Annotated in this window: 25 protein-coding genes; 18 read left to right on the top strand and 7 right to left on the bottom strand. The window is 69.1% G+C overall.

What is annotated here, in order from left to right; genetic code table 11:
- The first annotated feature begins 30 nt into the window (after positions 1–30).
- The 7 genes from dusB to AC07NB_RS03560 all read left to right on the top strand — a co-directional run bounded on the left by dusB (position 31) and on the right by AC07NB_RS03560 (position 9,260).
- A complete protein-coding gene (gene dusB, locus AC07NB_RS03590) occupies positions 31–1,083 on the top strand; it encodes a tRNA dihydrouridine synthase DusB (RefSeq protein WP_291839138.1) in 1,053 nt (350 codons plus the stop codon).
- Positions 1,080–3,371, top strand: a complete 2,292-nt coding sequence (locus AC07NB_RS03585; RefSeq protein ID WP_494570940.1) for a sensor histidine kinase — start codon at positions 1,080–1,082, stop codon at positions 3,369–3,371. The genes dusB and AC07NB_RS03585 overlap by 4 nt, the downstream gene beginning before the upstream one ends.
- Positions 3,372–3,380: 9 nt before the next feature.
- A complete protein-coding gene (ntrX, locus tag AC07NB_RS03580; protein WP_492313060.1) occupies positions 3,381–4,796 on the top strand; it encodes a nitrogen assimilation response regulator NtrX in 1,416 nt (471 codons plus the stop codon).
- Positions 4,793–5,656, top strand: coding sequence for a D-amino-acid transaminase (locus AC07NB_RS03575; RefSeq protein ID WP_494570939.1), 864 nt, complete (start codon positions 4,793–4,795; stop codon positions 5,654–5,656). Before ntrX ends, AC07NB_RS03575 begins: the two co-directional genes overlap by 4 nt.
- 104 nt (positions 5,657–5,760) lie before the next feature.
- Positions 5,761–6,006, top strand: a complete 246-nt coding sequence (hfq, locus tag AC07NB_RS03570) for an RNA chaperone Hfq (RefSeq protein WP_013269198.1) — start codon at positions 5,761–5,763, stop codon at positions 6,004–6,006.
- A 133-nt stretch (positions 6,007–6,139) separates the two neighbouring features.
- On the top strand, positions 6,140–7,456 hold the full coding sequence (hflX, locus tag AC07NB_RS03565) for a GTPase HflX (RefSeq protein WP_494570996.1): 1,317 nt from the start codon (positions 6,140–6,142) through the stop codon (positions 7,454–7,456).
- A gap of 166 nt (positions 7,457–7,622) precedes the next feature.
- Complete coding sequence (locus tag AC07NB_RS03560; RefSeq protein WP_492313062.1) at positions 7,623–9,260, top strand: Na+/H+ antiporter; 1,638 nt, start codon at positions 7,623–7,625, stop codon at positions 9,258–9,260.
- Here AC07NB_RS03560 and AC07NB_RS03555 read toward each other — a convergent pair.
- Genes AC07NB_RS03555 through AC07NB_RS03545 form a run of 3 tightly spaced genes read right to left on the bottom strand, consistent with a single transcriptional unit; the run spans position 9,257 to position 11,945 of the window.
- On the bottom strand, positions 9,257–9,808 hold the full coding sequence (locus AC07NB_RS03555; protein ID WP_494570938.1) for a DUF1643 domain-containing protein: 552 nt from the start codon (positions 9,806–9,808) through the stop codon (positions 9,257–9,259). The genes AC07NB_RS03560 and AC07NB_RS03555 overlap by 4 nt on opposite strands.
- Entirely contained in the window at positions 9,805–10,590 is a 786-nt protein-coding gene (mazG, locus tag AC07NB_RS03550; protein WP_494570937.1) for a nucleoside triphosphate pyrophosphohydrolase, read from the bottom strand. The genes AC07NB_RS03555 and mazG overlap by 4 nt, the downstream gene beginning before the upstream one ends.
- A complete protein-coding gene (locus AC07NB_RS03545; protein ID WP_494570936.1) occupies positions 10,587–11,945 on the bottom strand; it encodes an MFS transporter in 1,359 nt (452 codons plus the stop codon). Before AC07NB_RS03545 ends, mazG begins: the two co-directional genes overlap by 4 nt.
- A gap of 121 nt (positions 11,946–12,066) precedes the next feature.
- On the opposite strand from AC07NB_RS03545, the gene AC07NB_RS03540 reads away from it, so the two are divergent.
- Both AC07NB_RS03540 and AC07NB_RS03535 read left to right on the top strand, forming a co-directional pair.
- Positions 12,067–12,972, top strand: coding sequence for a D-alanyl-D-alanine carboxypeptidase family protein (locus tag AC07NB_RS03540; RefSeq protein ID WP_494570935.1), 906 nt, complete (start codon positions 12,067–12,069; stop codon positions 12,970–12,972).
- A complete protein-coding gene (locus tag AC07NB_RS03535; RefSeq protein WP_494570934.1) occupies positions 12,972–13,427 on the top strand; it encodes a hypothetical protein in 456 nt (151 codons plus the stop codon). The genes AC07NB_RS03540 and AC07NB_RS03535 overlap by 1 nt, the downstream gene beginning before the upstream one ends.
- Here AC07NB_RS03535 and AC07NB_RS03530 read toward each other — a convergent pair.
- Complete coding sequence (locus tag AC07NB_RS03530) at positions 13,424–13,801, bottom strand: VOC family protein (RefSeq protein WP_494570933.1); 378 nt, start codon at positions 13,799–13,801, stop codon at positions 13,424–13,426. The genes AC07NB_RS03535 and AC07NB_RS03530 overlap by 4 nt on opposite strands.
- A gap of 147 nt (positions 13,802–13,948) precedes the next feature.
- On the opposite strand from AC07NB_RS03530, the gene wrbA reads away from it, so the two are divergent.
- On the top strand, positions 13,949–14,551 hold the full coding sequence (gene wrbA, locus AC07NB_RS03525) for an NAD(P)H:quinone oxidoreductase (protein WP_291834726.1): 603 nt from the start codon (positions 13,949–13,951) through the stop codon (positions 14,549–14,551).
- Positions 14,552–14,553: 2 nt separating this feature from the next.
- Positions 14,554–15,309 carry a 4,5-DOPA-extradiol-dioxygenase gene (ygiD, locus tag AC07NB_RS03520; RefSeq protein ID WP_494570932.1) on the top strand — a complete coding sequence of 252 codons (756 nt, stop codon included), beginning with the start codon at positions 14,554–14,556 and terminating at the stop codon, positions 15,307–15,309.
- Here ygiD and AC07NB_RS03515 read toward each other — a convergent pair whose 3' ends face one another.
- Positions 15,310–15,705 carry a DoxX family protein gene (locus tag AC07NB_RS03515; protein ID WP_492313069.1) on the bottom strand — a complete coding sequence of 132 codons (396 nt, stop codon included), beginning with the start codon at positions 15,703–15,705 and terminating at the stop codon, positions 15,310–15,312.
- A gap of 87 nt (positions 15,706–15,792) precedes the next feature.
- Positions 15,793–17,346, bottom strand: a complete 1,554-nt coding sequence (locus AC07NB_RS03510; protein ID WP_494570931.1) for an AMP-binding protein — start codon at positions 17,344–17,346, stop codon at positions 15,793–15,795.
- 173 nt (positions 17,347–17,519) lie between these two features.
- Between AC07NB_RS03510 and lipA the strand changes: the two genes are divergently transcribed.
- The 6 genes from lipA (at position 17,520) to AC07NB_RS03480 (ending at position 21,618) form a co-directional block, all read left to right on the top strand.
- Positions 17,520–18,482 carry a lipoyl synthase gene (gene lipA / locus AC07NB_RS03505; RefSeq protein ID WP_291834715.1) on the top strand — a complete coding sequence of 321 codons (963 nt, stop codon included), beginning with the start codon at positions 17,520–17,522 and terminating at the stop codon, positions 18,480–18,482.
- Positions 18,483–18,489: 7 nt separating this feature from the next.
- A complete protein-coding gene (locus AC07NB_RS03500) occupies positions 18,490–18,945 on the top strand; it encodes a type II toxin-antitoxin system RatA family toxin (RefSeq protein WP_494570930.1) in 456 nt (151 codons plus the stop codon).
- Entirely contained in the window at positions 18,942–20,066 is a 1,125-nt protein-coding gene (locus tag AC07NB_RS03495) for an NAD(P)/FAD-dependent oxidoreductase (RefSeq protein ID WP_494570929.1), read from the top strand. The genes AC07NB_RS03500 and AC07NB_RS03495 overlap by 4 nt, the downstream gene beginning before the upstream one ends.
- Positions 20,059–20,589, top strand: a complete 531-nt coding sequence (locus tag AC07NB_RS03490) for a GNAT family N-acetyltransferase (RefSeq protein WP_291834708.1) — start codon at positions 20,059–20,061, stop codon at positions 20,587–20,589. The genes AC07NB_RS03495 and AC07NB_RS03490 overlap by 8 nt, the downstream gene beginning before the upstream one ends.
- 131 nt (positions 20,590–20,720) lie before the next feature.
- Positions 20,721–20,903, top strand: a complete 183-nt coding sequence (gene rpmF / locus AC07NB_RS03485) for a 50S ribosomal protein L32 (RefSeq protein ID WP_332653200.1) — start codon at positions 20,721–20,723, stop codon at positions 20,901–20,903.
- Between the two features lie 109 nt (positions 20,904–21,012).
- A complete protein-coding gene (locus AC07NB_RS03480) occupies positions 21,013–21,618 on the top strand; it encodes a hypothetical protein (RefSeq protein ID WP_494570928.1) in 606 nt (201 codons plus the stop codon).
- Here AC07NB_RS03480 and AC07NB_RS03475 read toward each other — a convergent pair.
- On the bottom strand, positions 21,615–22,028 hold the full coding sequence (locus tag AC07NB_RS03475; protein WP_494570927.1) for a VOC family protein: 414 nt from the start codon (positions 22,026–22,028) through the stop codon (positions 21,615–21,617). The two genes, AC07NB_RS03480 and AC07NB_RS03475, sit on opposite strands and share 4 nt — an antisense overlap.
- Positions 22,029–22,142: 114 nt before the next feature.
- Here AC07NB_RS03475 and eno point away from each other — a divergent pair, with 114 nt between their 5' ends.
- Positions 22,143–23,420: a phosphopyruvate hydratase gene (eno, locus tag AC07NB_RS03470; protein WP_492313075.1), complete on the top strand. Its 1,278-nt coding sequence runs from the start codon at positions 22,143–22,145 to the stop codon at positions 23,418–23,420.
- Positions 23,421–23,682: the final 262 nt, after the last annotated feature.

Raw genomic sequence — 23,682 nt, 5'->3', positions numbered from 1 at the left:
GAGAGCGCATTGAACGGCGGTAAGGAGCCGATGACCGCAGGCCTTCAGATCGGCGACGTGTGGGTGCCCGGGCGGGTGCTGACCGCGCCCATGACCGGGATCACCGATCTTCCCTTCCGCGTGCTCGCCTCGCGGCTGGGCGCCGCCTATGTCGCCACTGAGATGGTCGCCGCCGCCGAACTGGCGCGTGCCCGTCCCGACGTGGTCCGCCGCGCCGCCGTGGGCGAAGGCCTGCCCCTGACGGTGATCCAGCTGGTCGGCCGCGATCCCGTTGCGATGGCCGAGGGCGCGCGCATGGCCGAACAGGCCGGAGCCGACATCGTCGACCTGAATTTCGGCTGCCCGGCCAAGGAGGTCACCGGCGCCGCCTGCGGCTCGGCCCTGATGCGCACGCCGGACCTGGCCTGCCGCCTGATCGAGGCGGCGGTGACCGCCACCACGCGACCTGTGACGGTGAAGATGCGCCTCGGCTGGGACGACGCCAGCCGCAACGCCGCCCTGATCGCGCGCCGGGCCGAAGAGATCGGCGTCAAGGCGGTCACCGTCCACGGCCGCACGCGCCAGCAGTTCTACACCGGCAAGGCCGACTGGACCGCCGTCGCCGAGGTGAAGGCCGCGGTCTCCATCCCGGTGGTCGTCAACGGTGACATCCTGACCGCCGAGGATGCGCGCAACGCCCTGGCGCAGTCGGGCGCGGACGCCCTGATGTTGGGCCGGGGCGTCTACGGCCGTCCGTGGCTGGCGGCCCATCTGGAGCGGGCGCTGGCCGACGGGACCGTTCTGGAAGAGCCGGACCGCGAGGAACGGCTGGCTATCGTCATCGAACACCTGCGGGCCTCTGCGGGCTTCTACGGCCTGCCGCTGGGGCTGAAGATGTTCCGCAAGCATCTGGGGTGGTACGTCGAGCAGGCGCCATGGCCCGGCGATCCTCTGGACCGCCGCGCGGCCAAGAGCCGGCTGTGCCGTCTCGACAGCCCGGCCGAGGTCGAGGCGGCCTTGACCGAACTGTGGTCTCCGGTGACGCATTCCAGCAACTCTGTTGTTGATATTGCGCCACAGCTGGTTGAAGCTGGCGCGGCATGACGGACACACCCGCCGCCGACGTCGATCCCGCACCGACCGCCCCTCGCGGTCCGGCGCGCTGGTTCGCCGGCTGGTCGGAGGAACGCCGCCGCACGGTTTTCCTGGTCGCCTACGCCATCGCCCTGATCACCAATATCGCGGCCATCTGGCTGGTCGCCGTGGCCCCGGGCCTCGGCGGGGAGGGGGCCCGGGCCTCGGTCAGCCAGACGATGCTGCTGATCCTGATCGCCAACCTGCTGCTGATCGGCGGGCTCGCCGCGACCGTCGGCCGCCGCGCCTTCAGCCTGGTTCGCCGCCGCCGGGGCGACGCGGGCGCGCGCCTCCATCTGCGCTTCGTGATCCTGTTTTCGTCGGTGGCGCTGGTGCCCGCCGTCCTGATCGCCCTGGTCTTCGGGGTGCTGGTCAACCGCGGGGTGGACCAGTGGTTCAGCGACAACGTCCAGGCCGCCGTCGACAACGGCGCCGCGATCGGCCTGGCCTACACCAGCGACGTCTCCAGCGAGATCGACTCCGACATCACCGTCATCGGCGAGCAGCTGGAGGGCATCCGCCCGCTGTTCGACAACCGCATCCAGTTCTCCGACGCCCTCAGCCAGGTCGGCCAGCTGTTCGGCTATCCGGCCGTCTATCTGCTGGACGAGAACGGCGAGGTGCTGGCCAGCGGGGAAGGGCCGAACGCTCCGCCCTACGTCGCTCCGTCCCGCGAGGCGCTGGAGGAGGCGCAGACGCAGGAACAGCCGTCCGTGCAGCAGCTCACGGAGGGGCCTGACGCCATTCGCGGCCTGCGCGCCTTCCCGGCCTACGGCGGCGCCTACCTTTATCTCGTCCGGCCCCTGCAGCCGGGACTGATCGGACAGGTCGCCTCGGCCCGCGAGTCCATCGTGGCCTACAAGGAGGCCGAGGCCAGCCGGGCGCGCATCCAGGCCGTCTTCGCGCTCAGCTATGTCGAAACCGCGCTTCTGGTGCTGGTCGGCGCCGTCTGGCTGGGCATGTCGGCGGCCAACTCCATCTCGGCCCCGATCGGCCGTCTGGTCGTGGCGGCGGACGCCGTGGCCGGCGGCGATCTGTCAGCCCGGGTGGACGCGAACGACGGCCCCGGCGAGATCAAGACCCTGTCGGCCGCCTTCAACCGCATGACCGGCGACCTGGAGGCCCAGCAGGCCGCGCTCAGGACCGCCAGCGAGGAGGCCACGGGCCGCTCCCGCTTCATCGAGACCGTGCTGTCCGGCGTCTCCGCCGGCGTCATCGGCGTCGACCGCCAGCGCCGCGTCTCGGCCATCAACGACAGCGCCGTCGAACTGCTGGGCATTTCGGAAGACGACATCATCGGCCGTCCGCTGGGCGACGTCTCGCCCGAGCTCAGCGAGCTGGCCGGCCGCGCCGAGGCCCATATCGAGGAAGAGATCGACGTGGGCGGCGAGGCCGAGACCCGTCGCCTGCGCGTCCGCATCGAGGGCGGGGTCGGCGGCGAGATGGTGCTGACGTTCGACGACATCACCCGCCTGGTCACGGCCCAGCGCAACGCCGCCTGGCGCGACGTGGCGCGCCGCATCGCCCACGAGATCAAGAACCCCCTGACCCCGATCCAGCTCTCGGCCGAGCGCCTGCGCCGCCGCTACCGGAGCCGGGTCGAGGACGACGTCGAGGTCTTCGACCGCTGCACCGAGACCATCATCCGCCAGGTCGGCGACATCGGCCGCATGGTCGACGAGTTCTCGTCCTTCGCCCGCATGCCCGCGCCGCGCTTCACCGCCGAGAAGCCGGACGAGCTGTTGCGCGAGGCCGTGTTCGCCCAGCGGGTGGCCGCGCCCGACATCGGCGTGGACCTGATCGAGCCCCTGCCCAAGGTCACCTTCCACGCCGACCGCCAGATGGTCGGCCAGGCCCTGACCAACATCCTGAAGAACGCCGGCGAGGCGGTGGCGGCCCGCCGCGAAGCCCAGCCGCGTCCGGGCGACGATGCGACGCCCGGCATCTCGGCCCGGCTCATCGTCGAGGACAGTGTCGCCACCTTCGTCATCGAGGACGACGGCCCGGGCCTGCCCGCCAAGGACCGCGACCGCCTGACCGAACCCTACGTGACCACGCGCGAGAAGGGCACGGGCCTCGGCCTGGCCATCGTCAAGCGCATCTGCGAGGAGCACGGCGGCGAGCTGAAGCTGGCCGACGCCGAGACCCTGTCCGGCGCGCGCGTGTGCCTGATCTTCCCCCTGAAATCCCCAGTGAAGGCTCCGGCCGGGTCGAAGGACGCGAAAGCGTCCGGCGGCGCCGTTCCGGCGGCCCGATAGCGAGGCGATATGCGATCCACCGGAGCCGACATCCTGGTCGTCGACGACGAGGCCGACATCCGCGAACTGGTTTCGGGCCTGCTCGAGGACGAGGGCCACGCCGTGCGCGTCGCCTCGAACTCCGACGAGGCCCTGGCCGCCATCCGTGCGCGCCGCCCGTCGCTGGCCCTGCTCGACATCTGGATGCAGGGCGGCGGCCTCGACGGCCTCGAACTGCTGGACCTGATCAAGGAGCTGGATCCGGACCTGCCGGTCGTCATGATCTCGGGCCACGGCAATATCGAAACCGCCGTCAGCGCCCTGCAGCGCGGCGCCTATGACTTCATCGAAAAGCCGTTCAAGTCCGACCGGCTGGTCGTCGTCGTCCAGCGCGCGCTGGAGGCCTCGCAGCTGAAGCGCGAGAACCGCCGCCTGCGCGCCCAGGTCGCCGCCCCGACCGGCCTGATCGGCAAGTCGGCGGCCGCCCAGACCCTGCGCTCGACCATCGCCAAGGTCGCCCCGGCCAACAGCCGTGTCCTGATCTCGGGTCCGCCCGGCTCGGGCAAGGAGCTGGTCGCCCGCCAGATCCACGAGGCCAGCGCCCGCGCCCGCGGCGAGTTCGTGGCCATCGCCGCCGCCGGCATGACCCCCGAACGCCTCGACCTGGAGCTGTTCGGCGAGGAGGGCGTCGACGGCCGGCCGCGCAAGATCGGCGTGTTCGAACGCGCCCACAACGGCACCCTCTACCTGGACGACGTCGGCGACATGCCGCGCGAGAGCCAGAGCCGCGTCCTGCGCGTCCTGGTCGAGCAGCGCTTCCGACGCGTCGGCGGCGAGCAGGACGTGCAGGTCGACGTTCGCGTCGTCACCTCCACCTCGCGCGATCTCAAGACCGAGATCGCCGAGGGCCGCTTCCGCGAGGACCTGTTCCACCGCCTGAACGTGGTGCCGATCCGCGTGCCGGCGCTGTCCGAGCGCCGCGAGGACATCCAGGAGCTGGTCGACTACTTCATCGAAACTCTGGCGTCGTCGCAGGGGCTGCCGCGCCGCCGCCTGGGCGACGACGCCATCGCCGTGCTGCAGGTCCATCCCTGGCCGGGCAACGTCCGCCAGCTGCGCAACAACGTCGAGCGGCTGCTGATCCTCGCCACCGGCGATATCAACGATCCGATCGGCGCCGACGCCCTGCCGTCCGAGGCGACCAACGCCAACTCCACCGGCACCCTGGGCGCCGAACGCATCATCGCCCTGCCGCTGCGCGAGGCCCGCGAGGTGTTCGAGCGTGAATACCTGGCCGCCCAGATCATGCGCTTCGGCGGAAACATCTCACGCACCGCCGCCTTCATCGGCATGGAGCGGTCCGCGCTGCACAGAAAGCTCAAGTCGTTGGGCGTCTCGCCGTCCCGCGGCGGCGAGGAAGAGGAAGAGGGGCCTGTCGAGGAATGAGCCGCGTCGCCTACGTCAACGGCCAGTACGTCCCGCACAACCGCGCCACCGTCCACGTCGAGGACCGGGGCTTCCAGTTCGCCGACGGCGTCTATGAAGTCTGGTCGGTCTTCGACGGCCGCATGGCCGATTTCGACGGCCACATGACCCGCCTGCACCGCAGTCTCAACGAGCTGCGCATCGACATCCCCATGTCGCGCGAAAGCCTGACCCTGGTGCTGAAGGAAACCATTCGCCGCAACCGGGTCCGCAACGGCATCGTCTATCTGCAGGTCACGCGCGGCACGGCGCGCCGCGACCATCCGTTCCCGCCCGAGGGCACACCGCCCAGCGTGGTGGTCACCTCCAAGTCCATCAACCCGATGAAGTCCGACGCCACCGCCGCCAACGGCGTGGCCGTGGTCACCACGCCGGACATCCGCTGGGGACGCTGCGACATCAAGACGGTCGGCCTGCTGGCCAATGTGCTGGCCAAGCAGCACGCCCGCGACCGAGGCGCCTACGAATGCTGGATGGTCGACGACATGGGTCTGGTGACCGAGGGCTCCTCGACCAACGCCTGGATCATCGACGAGCACGGCAAGCTGCGCACCCGCGACACCCAGGCCAACATCCTCAAGGGCTGCACCCGCACGACTCTGCTCGACATCCTCAAGGAAGAGGGCATCGAGCTGGAGGAACGCGGCTTCACCGTGGAAGAGGCCCAGCGCGCCAAGGAGGCCTTCTTCACCGCCGCCGGCGCCTTCGTCATGCCCGCCGTCTCCATCGACGGGGTGAAGATCGGCAACGGCAAACCCGGGCCGGTCGCGACCCGTCTGCGCGAACTTTATATCGAACGCGGGACCCGCGACGCCATCTAGGGCGTTGCGGGAGGCGCGGGGGCGGGTAAGGTGGCGGTCGCCGGCATCGACCGGTCCCGCGCCGCTCCCCGGCCGGAGAACAACAAGACCAGGGATAACCTGCCATGTCTCAAGACAAGCGTCAGAACCTTCAGGACACCTTCCTCAACTCGGTCCGCAAGACCAAGACGCCGCTGACCATCTTCCTGGTCAACGGGGTCAAGCTGCAGGGCATCGTGACCTGGTTCGACAACTTCTGTGTGCTGCTGCGTCGCGACGGCCAGTCCCAGCTCGTCTACAAGCACGCCATCTCGACCATCATGCCCTCGGCGCCCGTGCAGCTGTACGAGCCGGAAGCCGACGAGGACTGAATTCAGTTCTGGGCGGCGAGTGGCGAGCGGTGTTCCTGCGGGATGCGCTGGCCGGGGTTAGTTCCTACATAGTGGGAGCGTTGGCTCAGCCTCGCCACTCGTCACTCGCCACTCACCACTTCGAGACACCCTTCTGACCACCAAGCATATCGACCATTCCGTCCCCCTGATCCGGGCGGTCGTCATCCACCCCGACGGACGTTCGGAAAGCTCCCGCCTCGCCGAGGAACGCCTTGAGGAAGCCGTGGGCCTGGCCCGCGCGCTGGACCTCGACGTGCGCGCCGAAGAGATCGTGCGCGTGCGCAAGGTCACGCCCGCCACCCTGTTCGGCTCCGGCAAGGTCGATGAATTGGCCGCCCTGGTCCGCGCCGCCGAGGCCGAGGCCGTGGTCGTCGATGACGACCTGTCTCCGGTGCAGCAGCGCAATCTGGAGAAGGCCTGGGAGTGCAAGGTCATCGACCGCACCGGCCTGATCCTCGAGATCTTCGGTCGCCGCGCCCGGACCAAGGAAGGCCGGCTGCAGGTCGAACTGGCCCGGCTGGACTATGAGCGCTCGCGCCTGGTCCGCACCTGGACCCACCTGGAACGCCAGCGGGGCGGCACCGGCTCGACCGGCGGTCCCGGCGAAACCCAGATCGAGCTCGACCGCCGCCTGATCGCCGACCGCATCGTCAAGCTGAAGGCCGAGCTGGAAGAGGTGCGCCGCACCCGCGGCCTGCACCGCAAGGCCCGCCAGAAGGTCCCGTTCCCGACCGTGGCCCTGGTCGGCTACACCAACGCCGGCAAGTCGACCCTGTTCAACCGGCTGACGGGATCGGAGGTCTTCGCCAAGGACCTGCTGTTCGCCACCCTGGACACCACCCAGCGCACCATCCGCCTGCCGCAGGGCCGTCCGGCCATCGTGGCGGACACCGTCGGCTTCATCTCGGACCTGCCGCACGAACTCGTCGAAAGCTTCCGCGCCACCCTGGAAGAGGTCGGCGAGGCCGACCTGATCCTGCACGTCCGCGACATCGCCTCCGCCGACAGCGAAGCCCAGGCCAAGGACGTCGAGGCGGTGCTGAAACAGATCCCCATGGTCGAGGACGCCAACGGCGAACCCAAGCCACGCCGCATCCTTGAGGTCTGGAACAAGATCGACCTGCTCGACGCCGAGACCCGCGAGGCCGTGCTCGGCCAGGCCGAACGCCTGCGCGCCCAGGGTCAGGCCGTGGCCGTCTCCGCCTGGACCGGGGAGGGGATCGATCCCCTGCGCGAGACCATCGCGGGCCTGATCGACGACGATCCCGAGAGCGCGCTGGTGCTGGCCCCCCATCAGGGCGAGGCCCTGGCCTGGCTCTATGAGAACGGCCGGGTCACCGGCCGCGAGACCGACGACAAAGGCCGCACCCACGTCACCGTGCGCCTGCACCCCGCGGCGCTGGGCCGGTTCGAGCGGCAGTTCGGCTGACAGGCGTCCGTTTTCGCCGCATCGCCGTGCCATACTGCGGCGCAGGATGATTCAGGCGCGGAACACGACGAACAGTGCGATTCTCGACTCGTGACATAACAGGGACTTACGGGCAGGTTTCGCACTGTTCGCACCCCGTTTTTTCCGTCGTGCGAAAGAGCGCGCGATGCACCTGATCGAGACCACCCTCCTGCTGCTCCTGGCCGTGGTGGTGTCGGGCTCGGTCGCCCGCATCACCCGCATCGCCCTGCCGCTGGTCCAGATCGCCCTGGGGGCGGGGGTGGTGCTGGTCACCGGCGAGGCGGTGGATCTGGAGCCGGATATCTTCTTCCTGCTCTTCCTGCCGCCCCTGCTGTTCCTCGACGGCTGGCGCATTCCCAATGAGGCCCTGTTCCGCGACCGGGCGGTGATCCTCGAGCTGGCGCTGGGGCTGGTGGTCTTCACCGTCGTCGGTCTCGGCTTCCTCCTCTGGTGGATGATCCCGGAGATGCCGCTGGCCGTGGCCTTCGCCCTGGCCGCCATCCTGTCGCCGACCGATCCCATCGCGGTCCAGGCCATCGCCGCCCGCGCCCCGATCCCCAAGCGGCTGATGCATATTCTCGAAGGGGAGTCGCTGCTCAACGACGCCACCGGCCTGACCTGCATGCGGCTGGCCATCGTGGCGGCCTCCACCGGGACCTTCGTCCTGAGCCATGCGGTGGCCAGCTTCGCCTGGCTGGCGCTGGCCGGTGTCGCCGCGGGGGTCGGCGTGACTCTGCTCATCAGCCTGGCCAAGGCCTGGGTCAGCCGCCGGTGGGGCGAGGATGTCGGCGCCCAGATCCTGATCAGCCTGCTGATCCCCTTCGCCGCCTATCTGGTCGCCGAGAAGGTGCACGCCTCCGGCATCCTGGCCGCCGTCGCGGCCGGCGTGACCATGAGCTTCACCGAGCGGGGCGGGGCCAAGGGCCAGGCGCTGGCCGTCACCCGCGTCCGTCGCGGCGCCGTCTGGGACACGGTCCAGTTCGCCGCCAACGGCATCATCTTCGTCATCCTGGGCGAGCAGATGCCCTCGATCCTGTCGCGCGCCGCCGAGGTGGTCGCGGGCACCAGCCGGCCCGAGGTCTGGTGGCTGGCGATCTATGTCTTCGTCACCTTCGCCGCGCTCGCGGCCCTGCGCTTCATCTGGGTGTGGACCTCCCTGCGCCTGACCCTGTTCCGCAAGCGGCAGAAGGGCCCGCCGCCCAAGGTCGGCCTGCGCCTGACCGCGGTCATGTCGCTGGCGGGGGTGCGCGGGGCCATCACCCTGGCGGGCATCCTGACCGTGCCCTTCACCCTCGACGACGGCTCGCCCATGCCGTCGCGGACCATGGCCATCTTCCTGGCCGCCGCGGTGATCATCGTCTCGCTGATCGTGGCGACCATCGCCCTGCCCAGGCTGCTGAAGGGCGTCGAACTGCCGCCCGAGCCCTCGCACCAGCGTGAGGAGGACCACGGTCGGGTCGCCGCGGCGATGGCGGCCCTGCGCGCCATCGAGGACGCCTCCCACACCATGGCCGAGGGGCGACCCAATCCGGACCTCTATTCCGACATCGCCAGCCGGCTCATGGAGATCTACCGCCGCCGCATCGAAAACCGCACCCGCACCGACGAGGACGATCTCGAGGCCGCCCGCCAGGCCGATGTCGTCGAACGCGAACTGCGTCTGGTGGGGCTCGCCGCCGAACGCATCGAACTCAGCAAACTGGCGCGCTCGAAATTGATCGACGAGACCACGGCGAAACGGCTGATGCGCGAGATCGACCTGCAGGAGCTGCGGTACAGCTAGCTGGCGTCGAACGGCCTCAGCGGCGTGTCTCCGCGCAGGTAGAGCGGATGCTTCGGACTCCCGTCTGCGTTGGTCCCGAAGCACCACAGGGGCACCCCGTCCCGCCGCAGCGCCTCGACCAGGGCCTTGCCCGCTGGGGCCAGCGCCTTATTCAGCTTGCCGTGGCACAGGACCACCAGCCCGGCTCCGGCGGCGGCCTTGCGGATGGCCGGCAGGTTGTCGGGCGACGAAGCCTCGACGCCGGGCGCCAGCAGCATCTTGGGGTCGGTCGCCCGGTAGTCGCCGACGTTGGCCTTGACCATGGCGTCGAACCCCTCGCGCTGGCTGAAGGTCCACTCCCGCGCGCAGGTCGGGTCGTTGACGCTGGCGTCCGCCGTCGACGGGTTCATGCCGATGAACAGGACGTAGCGCTCGGGGAACTCGGGTCCCAGCCAGCGCCGCATCAGCTGGCGATAGCGCCCGTCCGGGCTGAAGGTCGCGTCGCCGTTCACGCCCGGCATCAGCGCCAGCCGGACCTTGCCGCCGGGATCGTGCTGATCAGCGCTCATGCCCGCTCCGCCGCCTTGGCCGCGTCCCACAGACCGTCCATCTCCGCCAGGTCCGACTGCTCCGGCGTCTTGCCCGCCTTGGCCAGCTCCGCCTCGATGAAGCCGAAGCGGCGCACGAACTTGGCGTTGGACCCGCGCAGCGCGTCCTCCGGCTCGACCCCCAGCTTGCGCGCCAGGTTGGCCACCACGAACAGCAGGTCGCCGACCTCGCCCTTGGCCTTGTCGAGGTCCCCGGCGGCGATCTCGGCGCGGAGCTCGGCGACCTCCTCGTGCAGCTTGTCGAAGACCTCGTCGGTCGAGGGCCAGTCGAAGCCGACGCGGGCGGCGCGCTTGGTCAGCTTGGCGGCGCGGGCCAGGGCGGGCAGGCCTACCGGCACGTCGTCCAGCACCCCGTGCTGGGCCTTGGCCTTGCGCTCGGCGGCCTTGATGTCCTCCCAGCGGGCCTTCTGCGCCACGCCGTCGGCCTTGGCCGCCTCGTCGCCGAAGACGTGCGGGTGACGGCGCTCCAGCTTGTCGGCGATGGCGTCGGCCACGTCGTCGAACACGAACAGGCCCTGCTCCTCGGCCATGCGGGCGTGGAAGACGACCTGGAACAGCAGGTCGCCCAGCTCGGACTTCAGGTCGTCCATGTCGCCGCGCTCGATGGCGTCGGCGACCTCATAGGCCTCCTCCAGCGTGTAGGGGGCGATGGTCTCGAAGGTTTGCTCCACGTCCCAGGGACAGCCGCTCACGGGCGCGCGGAGCCGGGCCATGATGGCGTTCAGGCGGTCGATAGGCGTCATGCGGCGTCGCGGGCCTCCAGCGCCAGGCGGATCTCGTCGTGCCGGGCGGGCGTCAGCGGATAGTTCCTCAGCACCAGCGCGGCCGCCGCCAGCAGCAGGCCGGGCAGCAGGATGAACAGGACCTGCAGGGTCAGCAGCGACATCTCGCTGTTGCCCCCCGCCGGCGCGATGGCCTTGAAGCCCACCCACTGCAGGATCAGGTAGGGGATCAGGGCGACCACGTGGCCGATCTTGGTCGTGGCCGACAGGATGGAGAACATCAGACCGGTGCGGTCCACGCCGGTCTCCAGCCGGACCTCGTCGCCCACATCGGCCATCATGGCCCGCAGCAGGAACAGGCCCGCCGCATAGGGCAGGCCGGCCAGGAACATGACCGCCGCCGTCAGGGCGAAGTTGCCGCCCGGGACCAGGGTCGCGCCGATGTAGAGGCCGGCGAAGCTCAGGCTGGCGATGGCCAGGGCCTTGTCCTTGCCCACCCGCGTGGCCAGCCAGGCCCAGAAAGGCGCGCCCACCAGGCCGGCGACGAAGTACAGCAGCATGAACAGCGAGGCCTCGGTATGGCCGTAGCCCTTGATCTGGCCGAAGAAGAAGAACAGCAGCGAGCCGGTGATGCCCGGCGCCACGCCCAGGAGCACGTCCGCGAACAGCAGCTTCCGGACCGCCTTGCGCTTGAACAGGGCGAGATAGGCCTTGGGCCCGCCGTGCGGCGCGGCGCCGGCGTTGACCGGCTCGGGCACCACGAACAGCGTCAGGCCGATGGTGACGGGCAGGGCGATCAGGATGGCCCAGCCCATGATGCGCACGCCGTCGGCGTAGGTGCCGATGCCCAGCTGGATGACCACGGTCGGCAGGATCAGGATCAGGATGACGCCGATGATGTTGAACACCTGCCACCAGCCGTAGACCCGGCTGCGCTGGTCGTATTCCGGCGCCAGCACAGAGGCCCAGCCCAGCTGGCCCAGGGTGGCGATCGAGAAGCCGAGGTAGAGCACCAGCAGCCAGGCGAAGAGATAGGCCGCCCCGGCGCCCGGCTGAACCAGCACGAACATCATCAGGGCCGACAGCATCAGGACCGGGGTCGAGGCCACCATCCACGGGCGGTAGCGGCCGAACCGGGTCTTGGTCCGGTCCATGGCCCAACCGATGAAGGGGTCGAAGGTGATGTCGATCAGGCGCACGGCCATGAACACCGTCGCCACCACGCCCAGCTCCAGGCCGACGAAGGTGGCGTAGAACTCCGGCAGGGTGACCGGCAGGGCCACGCCGAAGGCCGCCAGCGGCAGGCAGACGGTCGAGAAGGCGGCGAGCACGGCGTTGGAGCGGCGAGCCGGGGCGGGCGGAGCGGCGTCGGTCATGGACAGGTCCGGTGCGACGGTCCCGAGTCGCCGTCCGCGCCACCATGCCGCCTTTGCCGTCCGCGCGCGAGGGTCGCGAAGGGCCTTGCCGCCGACATGATCTCCGGGCCACCATCCCTCCATGATCCGGGGCGTCCTCCTGTCGAGACTCGCGGCCAGCGCGGCCCTGCTGGCGGGCCTGTGCCTGGCCGGCGCCGCCTCGGCCCAAGGACGTGGGGAGGGGCGCGGCGGCTGCGAGGCCGATCCGGTCGAGTGGGGCGGCCCGGCCTTCGCCAACGCCGTCTCCTTCCAGCGCATGGAATGGGCGCCCTTCAGCGCGACCGAGTTCGGCTGGGAGACCTATCTGCCGCTGATCCAGAAGGAGATCGGCACGGACTGCGCGCCCGCGTCGCCGCGCTTCTCCCGGGCGCTGGCCGAGTTCCAGTACAGCCACGGCCTGCCGCCGACCGGCTGGTTCGACGCGGCGACATTCCAGGTGTTCCGCGGCGTCTGGCAGGAGCGGCGGCCCTTCATCATGGCCCGAGTGCGCGAGCAGCCCTGTCCCGATCCGCCGCCGCTGTACCAGCTCGGCTATCTGGTCGAGTCCGAGGAGCACGCCGACCGCCTGACCCGGCTGCTGCGCCGCGACGTGCTGGACGCCTATCGCGAGCTGGTCGCCGCCGCCCGCGCCGAGGTGCCCGAGGTGGCAAACGATCCCGAGTTGCTGCAGATCTTCTCCGGCTTCCGGGATCCCGAGGCGGACGCCGCCCGCTGCGCCCAGCAGGGCAATTGCGACGGCCTGCGCCGCGCCGCCTGTTCGCCGCACCGGACCGGAACGGCCGTGGACCTCTACGTCGGTCAGATCGCCGGGCTGGGGGTGGACAACACCTCGGCGGTGAGCCGACTGCACATGACGCGCGGCCCGACCTATCGCTGGCTGGTCCGGAACGCGGGGCGGTTCGGCTTCGTCCCCTATGTCTATGAACCCTGGCACTGGGAGTGGGTCAGCCCGACCGGCGGCTACGTCGGCGCGCCCCCGCCGCCCTGATGCGTCCGCTGACGCCGGGCGAGACCGCGCTGGCCCGCGAGGCCTTCGGGGACAGCCTGGAGTGCGAGACCATCCGCTTCCTGCCGGCCCCATGGCCGTTCGATCGGGCCTTCGTGCCCGGCCGCTGGTTCTGGCGGGACTGGATCGTCTGGCCCAAAAGGTCGCTGCCGGCCGACCTGTCGACCGCGCCGCTGGGCCGCCAGTCGACCTTCATCCATGAGCTGACCCACGTCTGGCAGGCGCAGCACGGCGTGAACCTGCTGACCGCCAAACTGGGGGCAGGGGACAGCCTGGCCAGCTACGCCTATCCCCTGGCCGCCGACTGCGACTGGGACCATCTGAACATCGAGCAGCAAGCGATGGTGGTGGAGCACCGCTTCCGGCTGTCGCGCGGAATGACCGTTCCCGCGGACCAAGCCTTCTACGACCGGGTGTGTCCGATCAACCGTGCCTAGTGCATGGGACCCGCGACGATCTCCAGCTTGTTGCCGTCCGGATCCAGCAGCACGGCGCCGTAGTAGTCCGAGGCGATGTCCGGGTGGGCTCCGGCCGGGCGGACGACGGTCGCGCCCAGGGCCACGGCGGCGTCGAAGGCCTCGTGCACGGCGGCGCGGCCGGGGGCCGAGAAGGCGATGTGGCTGCCCAGGCCGGCGACGCGTTCGCCCGACACCGGATAGACGAAGAACTGACGCACCAGACCGCCGGGGCCGAAGGCGAGCTCCGAGTCCGAGGCCGCAGCCTCGCCGTGGCCCAGGGGCGAGAAGAGGGCGGCGTAGAAGCGCCGGGCCGTGTCGAGATCACGAACGCCGACGGAAAGATGATCGAACATGAGGGCTGCTCCCGGCCTGTTTGGATGGACGTGGGAAACCGGAACGGTCTTCGCAACATTCCTGCGGCGGGCTCTTGCGCCTCACCGGCCGACCGCTCAAATGGGCACTGATACTGTTGCTGTATCTAAACCCTCAGGAGATGCCTTATGGCCCGCGTTCTGGTTCTCTATCACTCCACCTACGGCCACATCGAAACCATGGCCGAGGCGGTCGCAGAGGGCGCGCGCTCGATCGAGGGCGTGACGGTCGATATCAAGCGCGTGCCGGAACTGGTGCCGGAAGAGCTGGCCAGGGAGAGCGGCTACAAGCTGGATCAGAGCGCGCCGATCGCGACCGCGGCCGATCTGGAGAATTATGACGCCGTCATCGTGGGCGCGGGCACCCGCTACGGCACCGCCGCCTCGCAGATGCGCAACTTCTGGGACCAGACCGGCGGCGTCTGGATGAAGGGCGCGCTGGTCGGCAAGGTCGGCGCGGCGTTCACCTCGACCGCGACCCAGCACGGCGGTCAGGAAACCACCCTGATCGGCCTGATCCAGACCCTGCTGCACCACGGTATGCTGATCGCGGGCCTGCCCTACGCCTGGAGCGGCCAGCAGACGATGGACGAGATCACCGGCGGCTCGCCCTACGGCGCCTCGACGATCACGGGCGGGACCGGCGCCCGCATGCCCAGCGACAACGAGCTGGACGGCGCCCGTTTCCAGGGCCGCTACGTCGCCGAGACGGCGAAGAAGCTGTTCGGCTGATCATGCGGCAGCCGGCGATCTTCTTCGGTCACGGTTCCCCGATGAACGCGCTGGGCGGTCCGTTCGCGGACGCCTGGCGCGCGCTGGGCGAGGCCGTGGGCAAGCCGAAGGGCGTGGTCATGGTCTCGGCCCACTGGGAAACCGGCGGGCTGGGCGTGACGGCGCAGGCGCAACCGGAAACCATCCATGATTTCGGTGGCTTCCCTGAAGAATTGCATGCGATGCAGTATCCCGCGCCGGGGTCGCCGGAGCTGGCCGCGCGGGTGTCGGAGCTGACCGGCGCCATCCTGACCACCCAGTGGGGGCTGGATCATGGGACCTGGTCCGTGCTGGCCCACGTCTGGCCCGAGGCCGATGTGCCGATCGTCCAGCTGTCGCTGAACCGCCAGTTGGACGCGCGCGGTCACTATGAACTGGCTCGACGCCTGGCGCCGCTGCGGAACGAGGGGATCATCATCGCCGGTTCGGGCGACTTCGTGCACAACCTGCGCGCCTGGAAGCGCGCGGGCGGCGAGCCGTATGACTGGGCGGTGCATTTCAACGAGGCGGTGAAGTCCGCCTTCGTGCGCGGCGACGACGACGCCCTGGTCGACTGGGTCGGCCTGGCCGAGGACGCCCAGCTGAGCGTGCCGACCGACGAACACTATCTGCCGCTGCTCTACGTCGCCGCCCAGCGGATGCCGGGCGACGACGTGAGCTTCTTCAACGACGTCATCGAGGGTGGATCGATCTCGATGACGGGCGTCAGGATCGGCTGATCAGCCGCCCTTCTTCATGGCGCTGTCGACCGACCACGGGCCAGGGCCCGCGGCGACGAAATACAGGAAGACGAAACAGTACAGGGCGATGGTCTCGCCGCCATTGACGATCGGGAACGCGCCCATCTTGGCGTGGACCATCCAGTAGCCGACGGCGCAGAAGCCGGAGGCTAGGAAGGCGACCGGACGGGTGAACAGGCCGATCAGGAACAGGGCGCCCAGCACCAGCTCCAGCGGACCCGACAGGCCGGCCAGGCTGAGGCCCGGGGGCGGCACGCCGTCGACGGCCGGGAAGCCCAGCACCTTGGCCGTGCCGTGGCTGATGAACAGAAGACCCGTGACGATCCGCAGGACGCTGAGCAGCTGCGGCTGATAGGCGGAGAACTTGTTGAACATGGAACCCTCCCTCTCGTTTCAGAGAACGGCACTCTGAGCCGAGTCGGGCGGGGTACAAGTCAGACCGGCCTGATCAGGCGGCCCAGGTCACGCGGCCTTGTCGACCTCGGCCATCTGCTGGATGGCGACGTAGTCCGTCTTACCCGTGCCCAGGACGGGCACCTCGCCGACGCGCATGATCTTCTTGGGCACCGCCAGCTCGGGTGCGCCGTGCTCGCGGGCCCATTCGGCCAGGCGGGCGACATCGGCGTCCTTGCGGTCTGTGACCAGCACCAGCTTCTCGCCCTTGCGGCTGTCGGGGATGGAGACCACGGCGTGGCGCGATTCCGGCCAGACGGCGCTGGCTAGGCCCTCGACGGCGGTCAGGGAGACCATCTCGCCGCCGATCTTGGCGAAGCGCTTCACCCGACCGAGGATCTCGATATAGCCCTCGTCGTCGATGGCGACGATGTCGCCGGTGTCATGCCAGCCGTCCTTGAGCGGCTCGATGGCGCGGGGGTCGTCGGCGGACAGATAGCCTTCCATGACGTTGGGGCCGCGCAGGTACAGCCGGCCGCCCTCGGCGATGCCGGGCACCTCTTCCAGCTTCCAGTCCATGCCGGGCAGGATCTGGCCGACCGAGCCGGGGCGGTTGCGGTCCGGATGGTTCACGGCCACCACAGGCGCCGCTTCCGTGGCGCCGTAGCCTTCCAGCAGCTTCAGGCCGTGGAAGCGGGTGTTGAACAGGTGGTGGGTCTCGTCGCGCACCCGCTCGGCGCCGGCGACCACGAACTGGAGCGTGGAGAAGTCGTCCGGCCCGGCGACGCGGGCGTACTGGTTCAGGAAGGTGTCGGTCGCGAACAGGATCGAGGCCTTCACCTGCGGCAGCAGCTCGACGATCTGCTTGGCGTGCAGCGGTGAGGGGTATTGGAAGGCTTTCATGCCCTGCAGCAGGGGCAGCAGCACGCCGCCGGTCAGGCCGAAGCAGTGGAAAGTCGGCAGCGGGTTGAACATCACCCACTCCGGCTTCAGGTGGATGTGCTGGGCGACCTGGCGGCAGTTGGCGACCAGGTTCAACTGGCTCAACACCACGCCCTTGGGCGCGCCGAAGCTGCCGGAGGTGAACAGCACCACGCCGGGCGACGATGGGTCGGCCTTCACGGCGAAGCGCTTGGGCATCATGCCGGCCATCAGGCCGTACAGCTTGTCCTGCAGGCCGATGGAGGCGCGCACGTCGTCCAGCCAGACGATCTCGGCCACGGTCTCGATGTCGGCGATCAGCTCGTCCAGCTTGGCCTGCTGGATGAAGCGGCGGGCGGTCAGGACCTTCTTCACGCCCGCGGCGGCCAGCGCCGCCTTGATGTTCCGCTCGCCTGCCGTGAAGTTGATCATCACCGGCACGCGGCCGTGCGCGTGCAGACCGTAGAAGGTCACCACCACGCCCATGCTGGACGGCAGCAGGATGCCGACGCGTTCTTCCAGTTCGGTTACCGCGGCGATCTTGCGACCCAGGACGAAGGCGGCGCGGATCAGGCCGGTATAGGTCAGGGGCTTGCGATCCTGGTCCTCCAGGATCTCCTTGTCGCCATAGGTCTCACGCGCGGCGATCAGGGCGTCGAATATGGTTTCTTCGCCGACCTTGGCTTCCAGCGGTACGCGCAAAACTCATCCTCCGTCGGCGCGTTGTCCCGCGCCCGTGCTTTAGAGCGGGGAAACTAGTGCGCGGCGTTCACCTTGAAAAGATGCGTTACCTTGCGTGAGGTTCCGCCGCGCCTTGCCTTCGCCGCAGGGAAAGACGACATACCGCCTTCAAGCCTTCGGAGCCCGAGCCCGCCTTGGTCACCCTGATCGACACGTTGAAGAAGACGCCGTCCGAACTGCGTCACCCGGAAAAGCAGAACCGCCCGGAGACCGCGGTGCTGAAAAAGCCGGACTGGCTGCGCGTCAAGGCGCCCGGATCGGGCCAGTACAACGCCACCAAGGAGATCGTCCGCTCCAAGGGGCTGGTGACCGTCTGTGAAGAAGCGGCCTGCCCGAACATCGGCGAGTGCTGGAGCCAGAAGCACGCCACCCTGATGATCATGGGCGACACCTGCACGCGGGCCTGCGCCTTCTGCAACGTCAAGACAGGCCTGCCCCAGCCGCTGGATCCGGAAGAGCCGGCCAAGGTCGGGCTGGCCGTCGCCCAGATGGGCCTGAACCACGTCGTGATCACCTCGGTGGATCGTGATGACGTGTCCGACGGCGGCGCGGCCCACTTCGCCGAGGTGGTGCGCCAGATACGCCTGCAGGCGCCCAACACCACCATCGAAATCCTGACGCCTGACTTCCTGCGCAAGGACGGGGCGGCCGAGGTGATGATCGACGCCACGCCCGACGTCTTCAACCACAACCTCGAGACGGTTCCGCGCCTCTATCTGAAGATCCGGCCCGGCGCCCGCTACTTCCACTCGTTGCGACTGCTGCAGATGGTCAAGGAGCGTGACCCGAACCAGTTCACCAAGTCCGGCATCATGGTCGGCCTGGGCGAGACCAAGGAAGAGGTCATGCAGGTGATGGACGACATGCGCTCCGCCGGCGTCGACTTCATCACCATCGGCCAGTACCTGCAGCCGACCCGCAAGCACGCGGCCATCGAGCGCTTCGTCACGCCGGAAGAGTTCAAGGCCTATGAGGCGATCGCCCGCGCCAAGGGCTTCCTGATGGTGTCGGCCAGCCCGCTGACCCGCAGTTCGCACCACGCCGGCGACGACTTCGCGCGGCTGAAGGCGGCGCGCCTGGCCCAGACCGGTCGCTGAGCCGCGCTTGGCCGTCCACCGCGTCACGAAAATCCTGCCCTATCAACCGGATCAGCTGGCCGAGCTGGTAGCGGACGTGAAGGCCTATCCCCAGTTCGTGAAGTGGGTGACGGGCATGCGGACCTGGAACCGGCGCGAGGAGCGCCCGGGCGTCTGCGTCGAGGACGCCGAGGCCTCGGTCGGCTTCTCCTTCCTGACCGAGAAATTCTCGACCTGGGTGCGGCATGACCAAAACCGGCCGATGGTCGAGGTCGGCCTGCTGCGCGGGCCATTCCGGCACCTGAAGAACCGCTGGGAGTTCTTCCCCGACCCCAAGGGAACCCGGGTGGAATTCATGATCGACTTCGCCTTCCGCTCGCACCTGCTGAACGGGATGCTGCAGGCCAATTTCGACCGGGCGGTCTCGGCCCTGATGTCCAGCTTCGAGGCCGAGGCGGCGCGGCGCTACGGGCCGCGAGCATGAGCTTCGATTTCGACGCGACGGTGGTGGGCGCCGGCGCGGTCGGGCTGGCCTGTGGCCGGGCGCTGTCCAGGCGCGGACTGACGGTGCTGGTGCTGGAGGCGGCGCCGCACATCGGCCAGGGCGTGTCCTCTCGCAACAGCGAGGTCATCCATGGCGGCCTCTACTATCCGACCGGTTCGCTGAAGGCCCGGTTCTGTGTCGAGGGGCGGCGGCTGCTCTACAGCTTCCTGGACAGCCATAAGGTCGACTACCGCAAATGCGGCAAGCTGGTCGTGGCGACCGAGGAAGCCGAGGTCGAACGCATCGAGGCCATCTTCGACCAGGCCGCGGCCAACGGCGTCGAGGGGCTGGAGCACCTGACCGGAGCCCAGGCGCGGGCCCTGGAGCCGGGTCTGAACGCCCACGCGGCCATCCTGTCGCCCGAGAGCGGCCTGTTCGCCAGCCACGACTACATGCTGGCCCTGCAGGGCGAGATCGAGGACGCGGGCGGCTCCGTCGTCGTATCTACCCCCTTCGAACGCGCCGAGCCCCTGCCTGCCGGCGGCTTCACGATCACGGCGGGCGGGCCAGATTCGGGGGAGGGCGGCGCGACCCTGACGACCGGCCTGTTGGTCACCGCGCCGGGTCTGCAGGCGCAGGATGTCGCCGCGCGGATCGAGGGCTATCCTGCCGACCGCATCCCCAAGGGGCGTCTGGGCAAGGGCGTCTACTTCCGTCTGACCGGCAAGGCGCCGTTCGAGCGGCTGGTCTATCCGCCGCCCATCCCCGGCGCGCTGGGCACCCATTACCGGAAGGATCTGGGCGGGCAGGGAGTGTTCGGCCCGGACCTCGCCTATGTCGAGACCGAGGACTATTCGGTCGATCCCGCCAAGGCGGCGGAGTTCGAGCACTACATCCGCCGCTTCTGGCCCGGCCTGCCGGACGGCGCGCTGACGCCCGACTACGCCGGCATCCGGCCCAAGCTGCATGGCCCGGGCGAGCCGCAGCCGGACTTCCAGCTCAGGGACCGGTCCGATCACGGGCTGGACGGGCTGGTGGCCCTGTTCGGCATCGAGAGCCCTGGCCTGACCAGCTCCCTTGCCATCGGCGAACGGGTCGCCGACATGTTGGCGCATGACTGAGCTGACGATCCGGGACGCTACCCCGGCTGACATTCCCGCCCTGCACGCCCTGGTCGAGAGCGCCTATCGCGGCGAGGCGTCGCGCGCGGGCTGGACGACGGAAGCGGACCTGCTGGAGGGCCAGCGGACCGATGTCGAGGAGCTGGTCTCCATCCTGGCCGATCCGGAGCAGGGCCTGTTGACCGCATGGCGGGGCGACGACTTGATCGGCAGCATCCTGATCGCCCGACGCAGCGAGGGCGTCGGCTATTTCGGCATGCTGTCCGTCAGCCCCACGAGTCAGGGCGGCGGCCTGGGGCGAGCGCTCGTCGGCGCGGCCGAGGCGGCCCTGGCCGACCGATTCGGCGCCCGGCGGGTGTCCATCTGGGTCTTTCCCCAGCGTGAGACCCTGATCGCCTGGTACGAACGGCTGGGCTATGCGGCCACCGGCGAAACCCAGCCGTTTCCTTATGGCGACGCGCGTTTCGGCCTGCCGCTGCGGGATGATCTGAGCTTCATCGTCATGGAAAAGGCGATCGGCTAGGTCTGTCGCCGCAACTGCCTTGAAATCGCCAGCGGGTTCATGCATAAGCCCGCGCTCGCTGGCGGCTCGTTCGGGCCGCCGCTGTTGTTTTCGCGCCCTTACCGGCGCCCGACCAGAAGATTGAGACGGAAATGGCCGTTCCGAAGCGCAAAGTATCGCCCTCGCGTCGCAACATGCGCCGCGCTCACGACTCGCTGGGCGCGAACGCCTACGTCGAGGACAAGGACACGGGCGAGCTGAAGCGCCCGCACCACATCGACCTGAAGACCGGCACCTACCGCGGTCGCCAGGTTCTGACCCCGAAGGAAGACTAGTCTTCTGACGGACCCGGCTTCGGCCGGACGAAAGATTTTAACGGCGCGCGATGACCTCGCGCGCCGTTTTCGTGCGTTTATGGCCCCAGACCATCTTCTGGAGCGCCCCATGATCCGTCGTATCCTGCTGACCACCGCCGTCATCGGCTCCATCGGGGCCCTGGCCGCCTGCAATCCGCCCGAGCCCGCCGCGCCGCCAGCCGAGCCCGCGCCGGCCCCGGCGCCCGAGACCCCGACCCCAGCGCCGTCCAACGTTCTGACCGCCAACGGCTTCGGTCCGCTGCGAATCGGCATGACGACCGCCGAAATCGAGGCGGCGCTGGGAGCGGACTCCAATCCGAACGCCGTCGGCGGCGCCGATCCGGCCAGCTGCGACATGTTCCATCCGGCCCGCGCGCCCGAGGGGCTGCTGGTCATGACCAACGACGGCGCCCTGGCCAGCGTCTGGCTGACCCGCGCCTCGACCGTGACCACGGATCGCGGCTTCAAGATCGGCGACGAGGCCGCGGCGGTGAAGGCCGCCTACGGCGCCTCGGCCGTCGTGGTCCCGCACAAGTACGAGGCCGCGCCCGCCGAATACATCACCGTCTGGGCCACCGCCGACCACACGGGTCCGGCCGCGCGAGGCGTGAAGTACGAGATCGGTCAGGACGGCAAGGTGAAGTCGATCGCCGGCGGCGGGCCGTCCATCGAATACGTCGAGGGCTGTTCCTAACCCTTCGGCATCTCGAAGGTGAGCGTCACGGCGTCGGCGGAGCGATCCGCCGGCCCGTGATAGACCGCCTCGATGTTGTTGCCGTCGGGATCGAACAGGAAGGCGGCGTAGTAGCCGGGGTGGTAGATCGTCCGCTCGCCGGGCGGTCCGTTGTCCCGGCCTCCAGCTTTCAGGCCCGCGTCGTGGAAGCGGCGCACCGTCTCCTGATCCGGCGCCTGGAAGGCGAGATGGACGTGGGTGGGCTGATCGCCCGCGTCGATCCAGAATTCGTCCGCCCAGAGGTGGGTGTCCTCCTCGGTGAAGGGGATGCCGAGCGCGTCGAACACCGCCTTGTAGAAGGTCTTCGCGGCCTCCAGGTCGGGCGAGCGGAGGTGCACATGGTCGATCAGCCGGCCGCGTTTCAGTTCCATGAGAGGGCTCCTTTGAAGAGCTAACGCATGACGGGTTGAGCCGGGTTCCTTGCCGTGCCGGGGCAGGGCGGGCTAAACGCGGCGTCTGATCGCCTCGCACAGCAGAGTCCTCCCATGACCGACATCGCCGAAATCGTCGCCCGCCAGATCCTCGACAGCCGGGGCAATCCGACGGTGGAAGTGGATGTGATCCTGGACGACGGCTCGTTCGGCCGCGCCGCCGTGCCCTCGGGCGCCTCGACCGGCGCGCACGAAGCCGTCGAACTTCGCGACGGCGACAAGGATCTGTGGGGCGGCAAGGGCGTCCAGAAGGCCGTCGACGCCGTCAACGGCGAGATCTTCGACGCCCTGTCCGGGATGGACGCGGAAGACCAGCGCCGCATCGACGAGTCGCTGATCGGTCTGGACGGCACGGCCAACAAGGGCCGCCTGGGCGCCAACGCCATCCTGGGCGTCTCCCTGGCCTGCGCCAAGGCCAGCGCCGTCAGCTCGAACCTGCCGCTGTACCGCTATCTGGGCGGCGTCTCGGCCCGCGTGCTGCCGACCCCGATGATGAACATCATCAACGGCGGCGCCCACGCCGACAATCCGATCGACATCCAGGAGTTCATGATCCTGCCGACCGGCGCGGAGACCTTCTCGGAAGGCCTGCGCATGGGCGCCGAGATCTTCCACTCTCTGAAGAAGGCCCTGAAGGACGCGGGTCACAACACCAACGTCGGCGACGAGGGCGGCTTCGCCCCCAACCTGCTGTCGGCGGAAGCGGCGCTGGAGTTCATCACCAAGGCCGGTCAGGCCGCCGGCTACCTGGCGGGCGAGGACTTCCACCTGGGCCTGGACGTGGCCGCCACCGAGTTCTTCAAGGACGGCAAGTACGTCATGGCCGGCGAGGGCAAGACCTTCGACGCCGACGGCATGGTCGGCTACCTGGCCGACTTGTGCGAACGCTTCCCGATCGTCTCGATCGAGGACGGCTGCGCCGAGGATGATTTCGACGGCTGGCGTCTGCTGACTGAACGCCTGGGCGACCGCGTCCAGATCGTCGGCGACGACCTGTTCGTGACCAACCCGGCCCGTCTGGCCGCCGGCATCGGCGAAGGCCTGGCCAACTCGATCCTGATCAAGGTCAACCAGATCGGCACCCTGTCGGAGACGCTGGATGCGGTCGATATGGCCCACCGCGCCGGCTACACCGCCGTGATGAGCCACCGTTCGGGCGAGACCGAGGACTCGACCATCGCCGACTTGGCAGTCGCCACCAACTGCGGTCAGATCAAGACGGGCTCGCTGGCCCGCTCGGACCGGACGGCCAAGTACAACCAGCTGCTGCGCATTGAGGAACTGCTCGGCGACCAGGGCATGTACTACGGCGACGGCATGCTGCTGAAATAGGCGGAGCGCCGGAACTCATTCTTCCGGGCCGAGAATTCAGAAGACTGCAGATTCAACATGAACCGGCGCCTCGGGTGGGGCGTCGGGGGATGCGGCTGTCAAAGACGGGAGCGCGGTTTGGCGCGCTGGCGCGCCAAAAACGGATGAGTCAGCGGGGCTGGCGCCGGCGCCAGATTCTACGGCCAAGCTACGGTTCGTTAGGGCTTTTCGATCATCACTCGTCAATCACGAGTCCACGCTCAGAAGGAGCGTCCGAGTGCCC

The organism is Brevundimonas sp. GW821-FHT09G01 (genome assembly GCF_059416065.1).
This window is presented reverse-complemented; position numbering and strand designations above follow the sequence as displayed.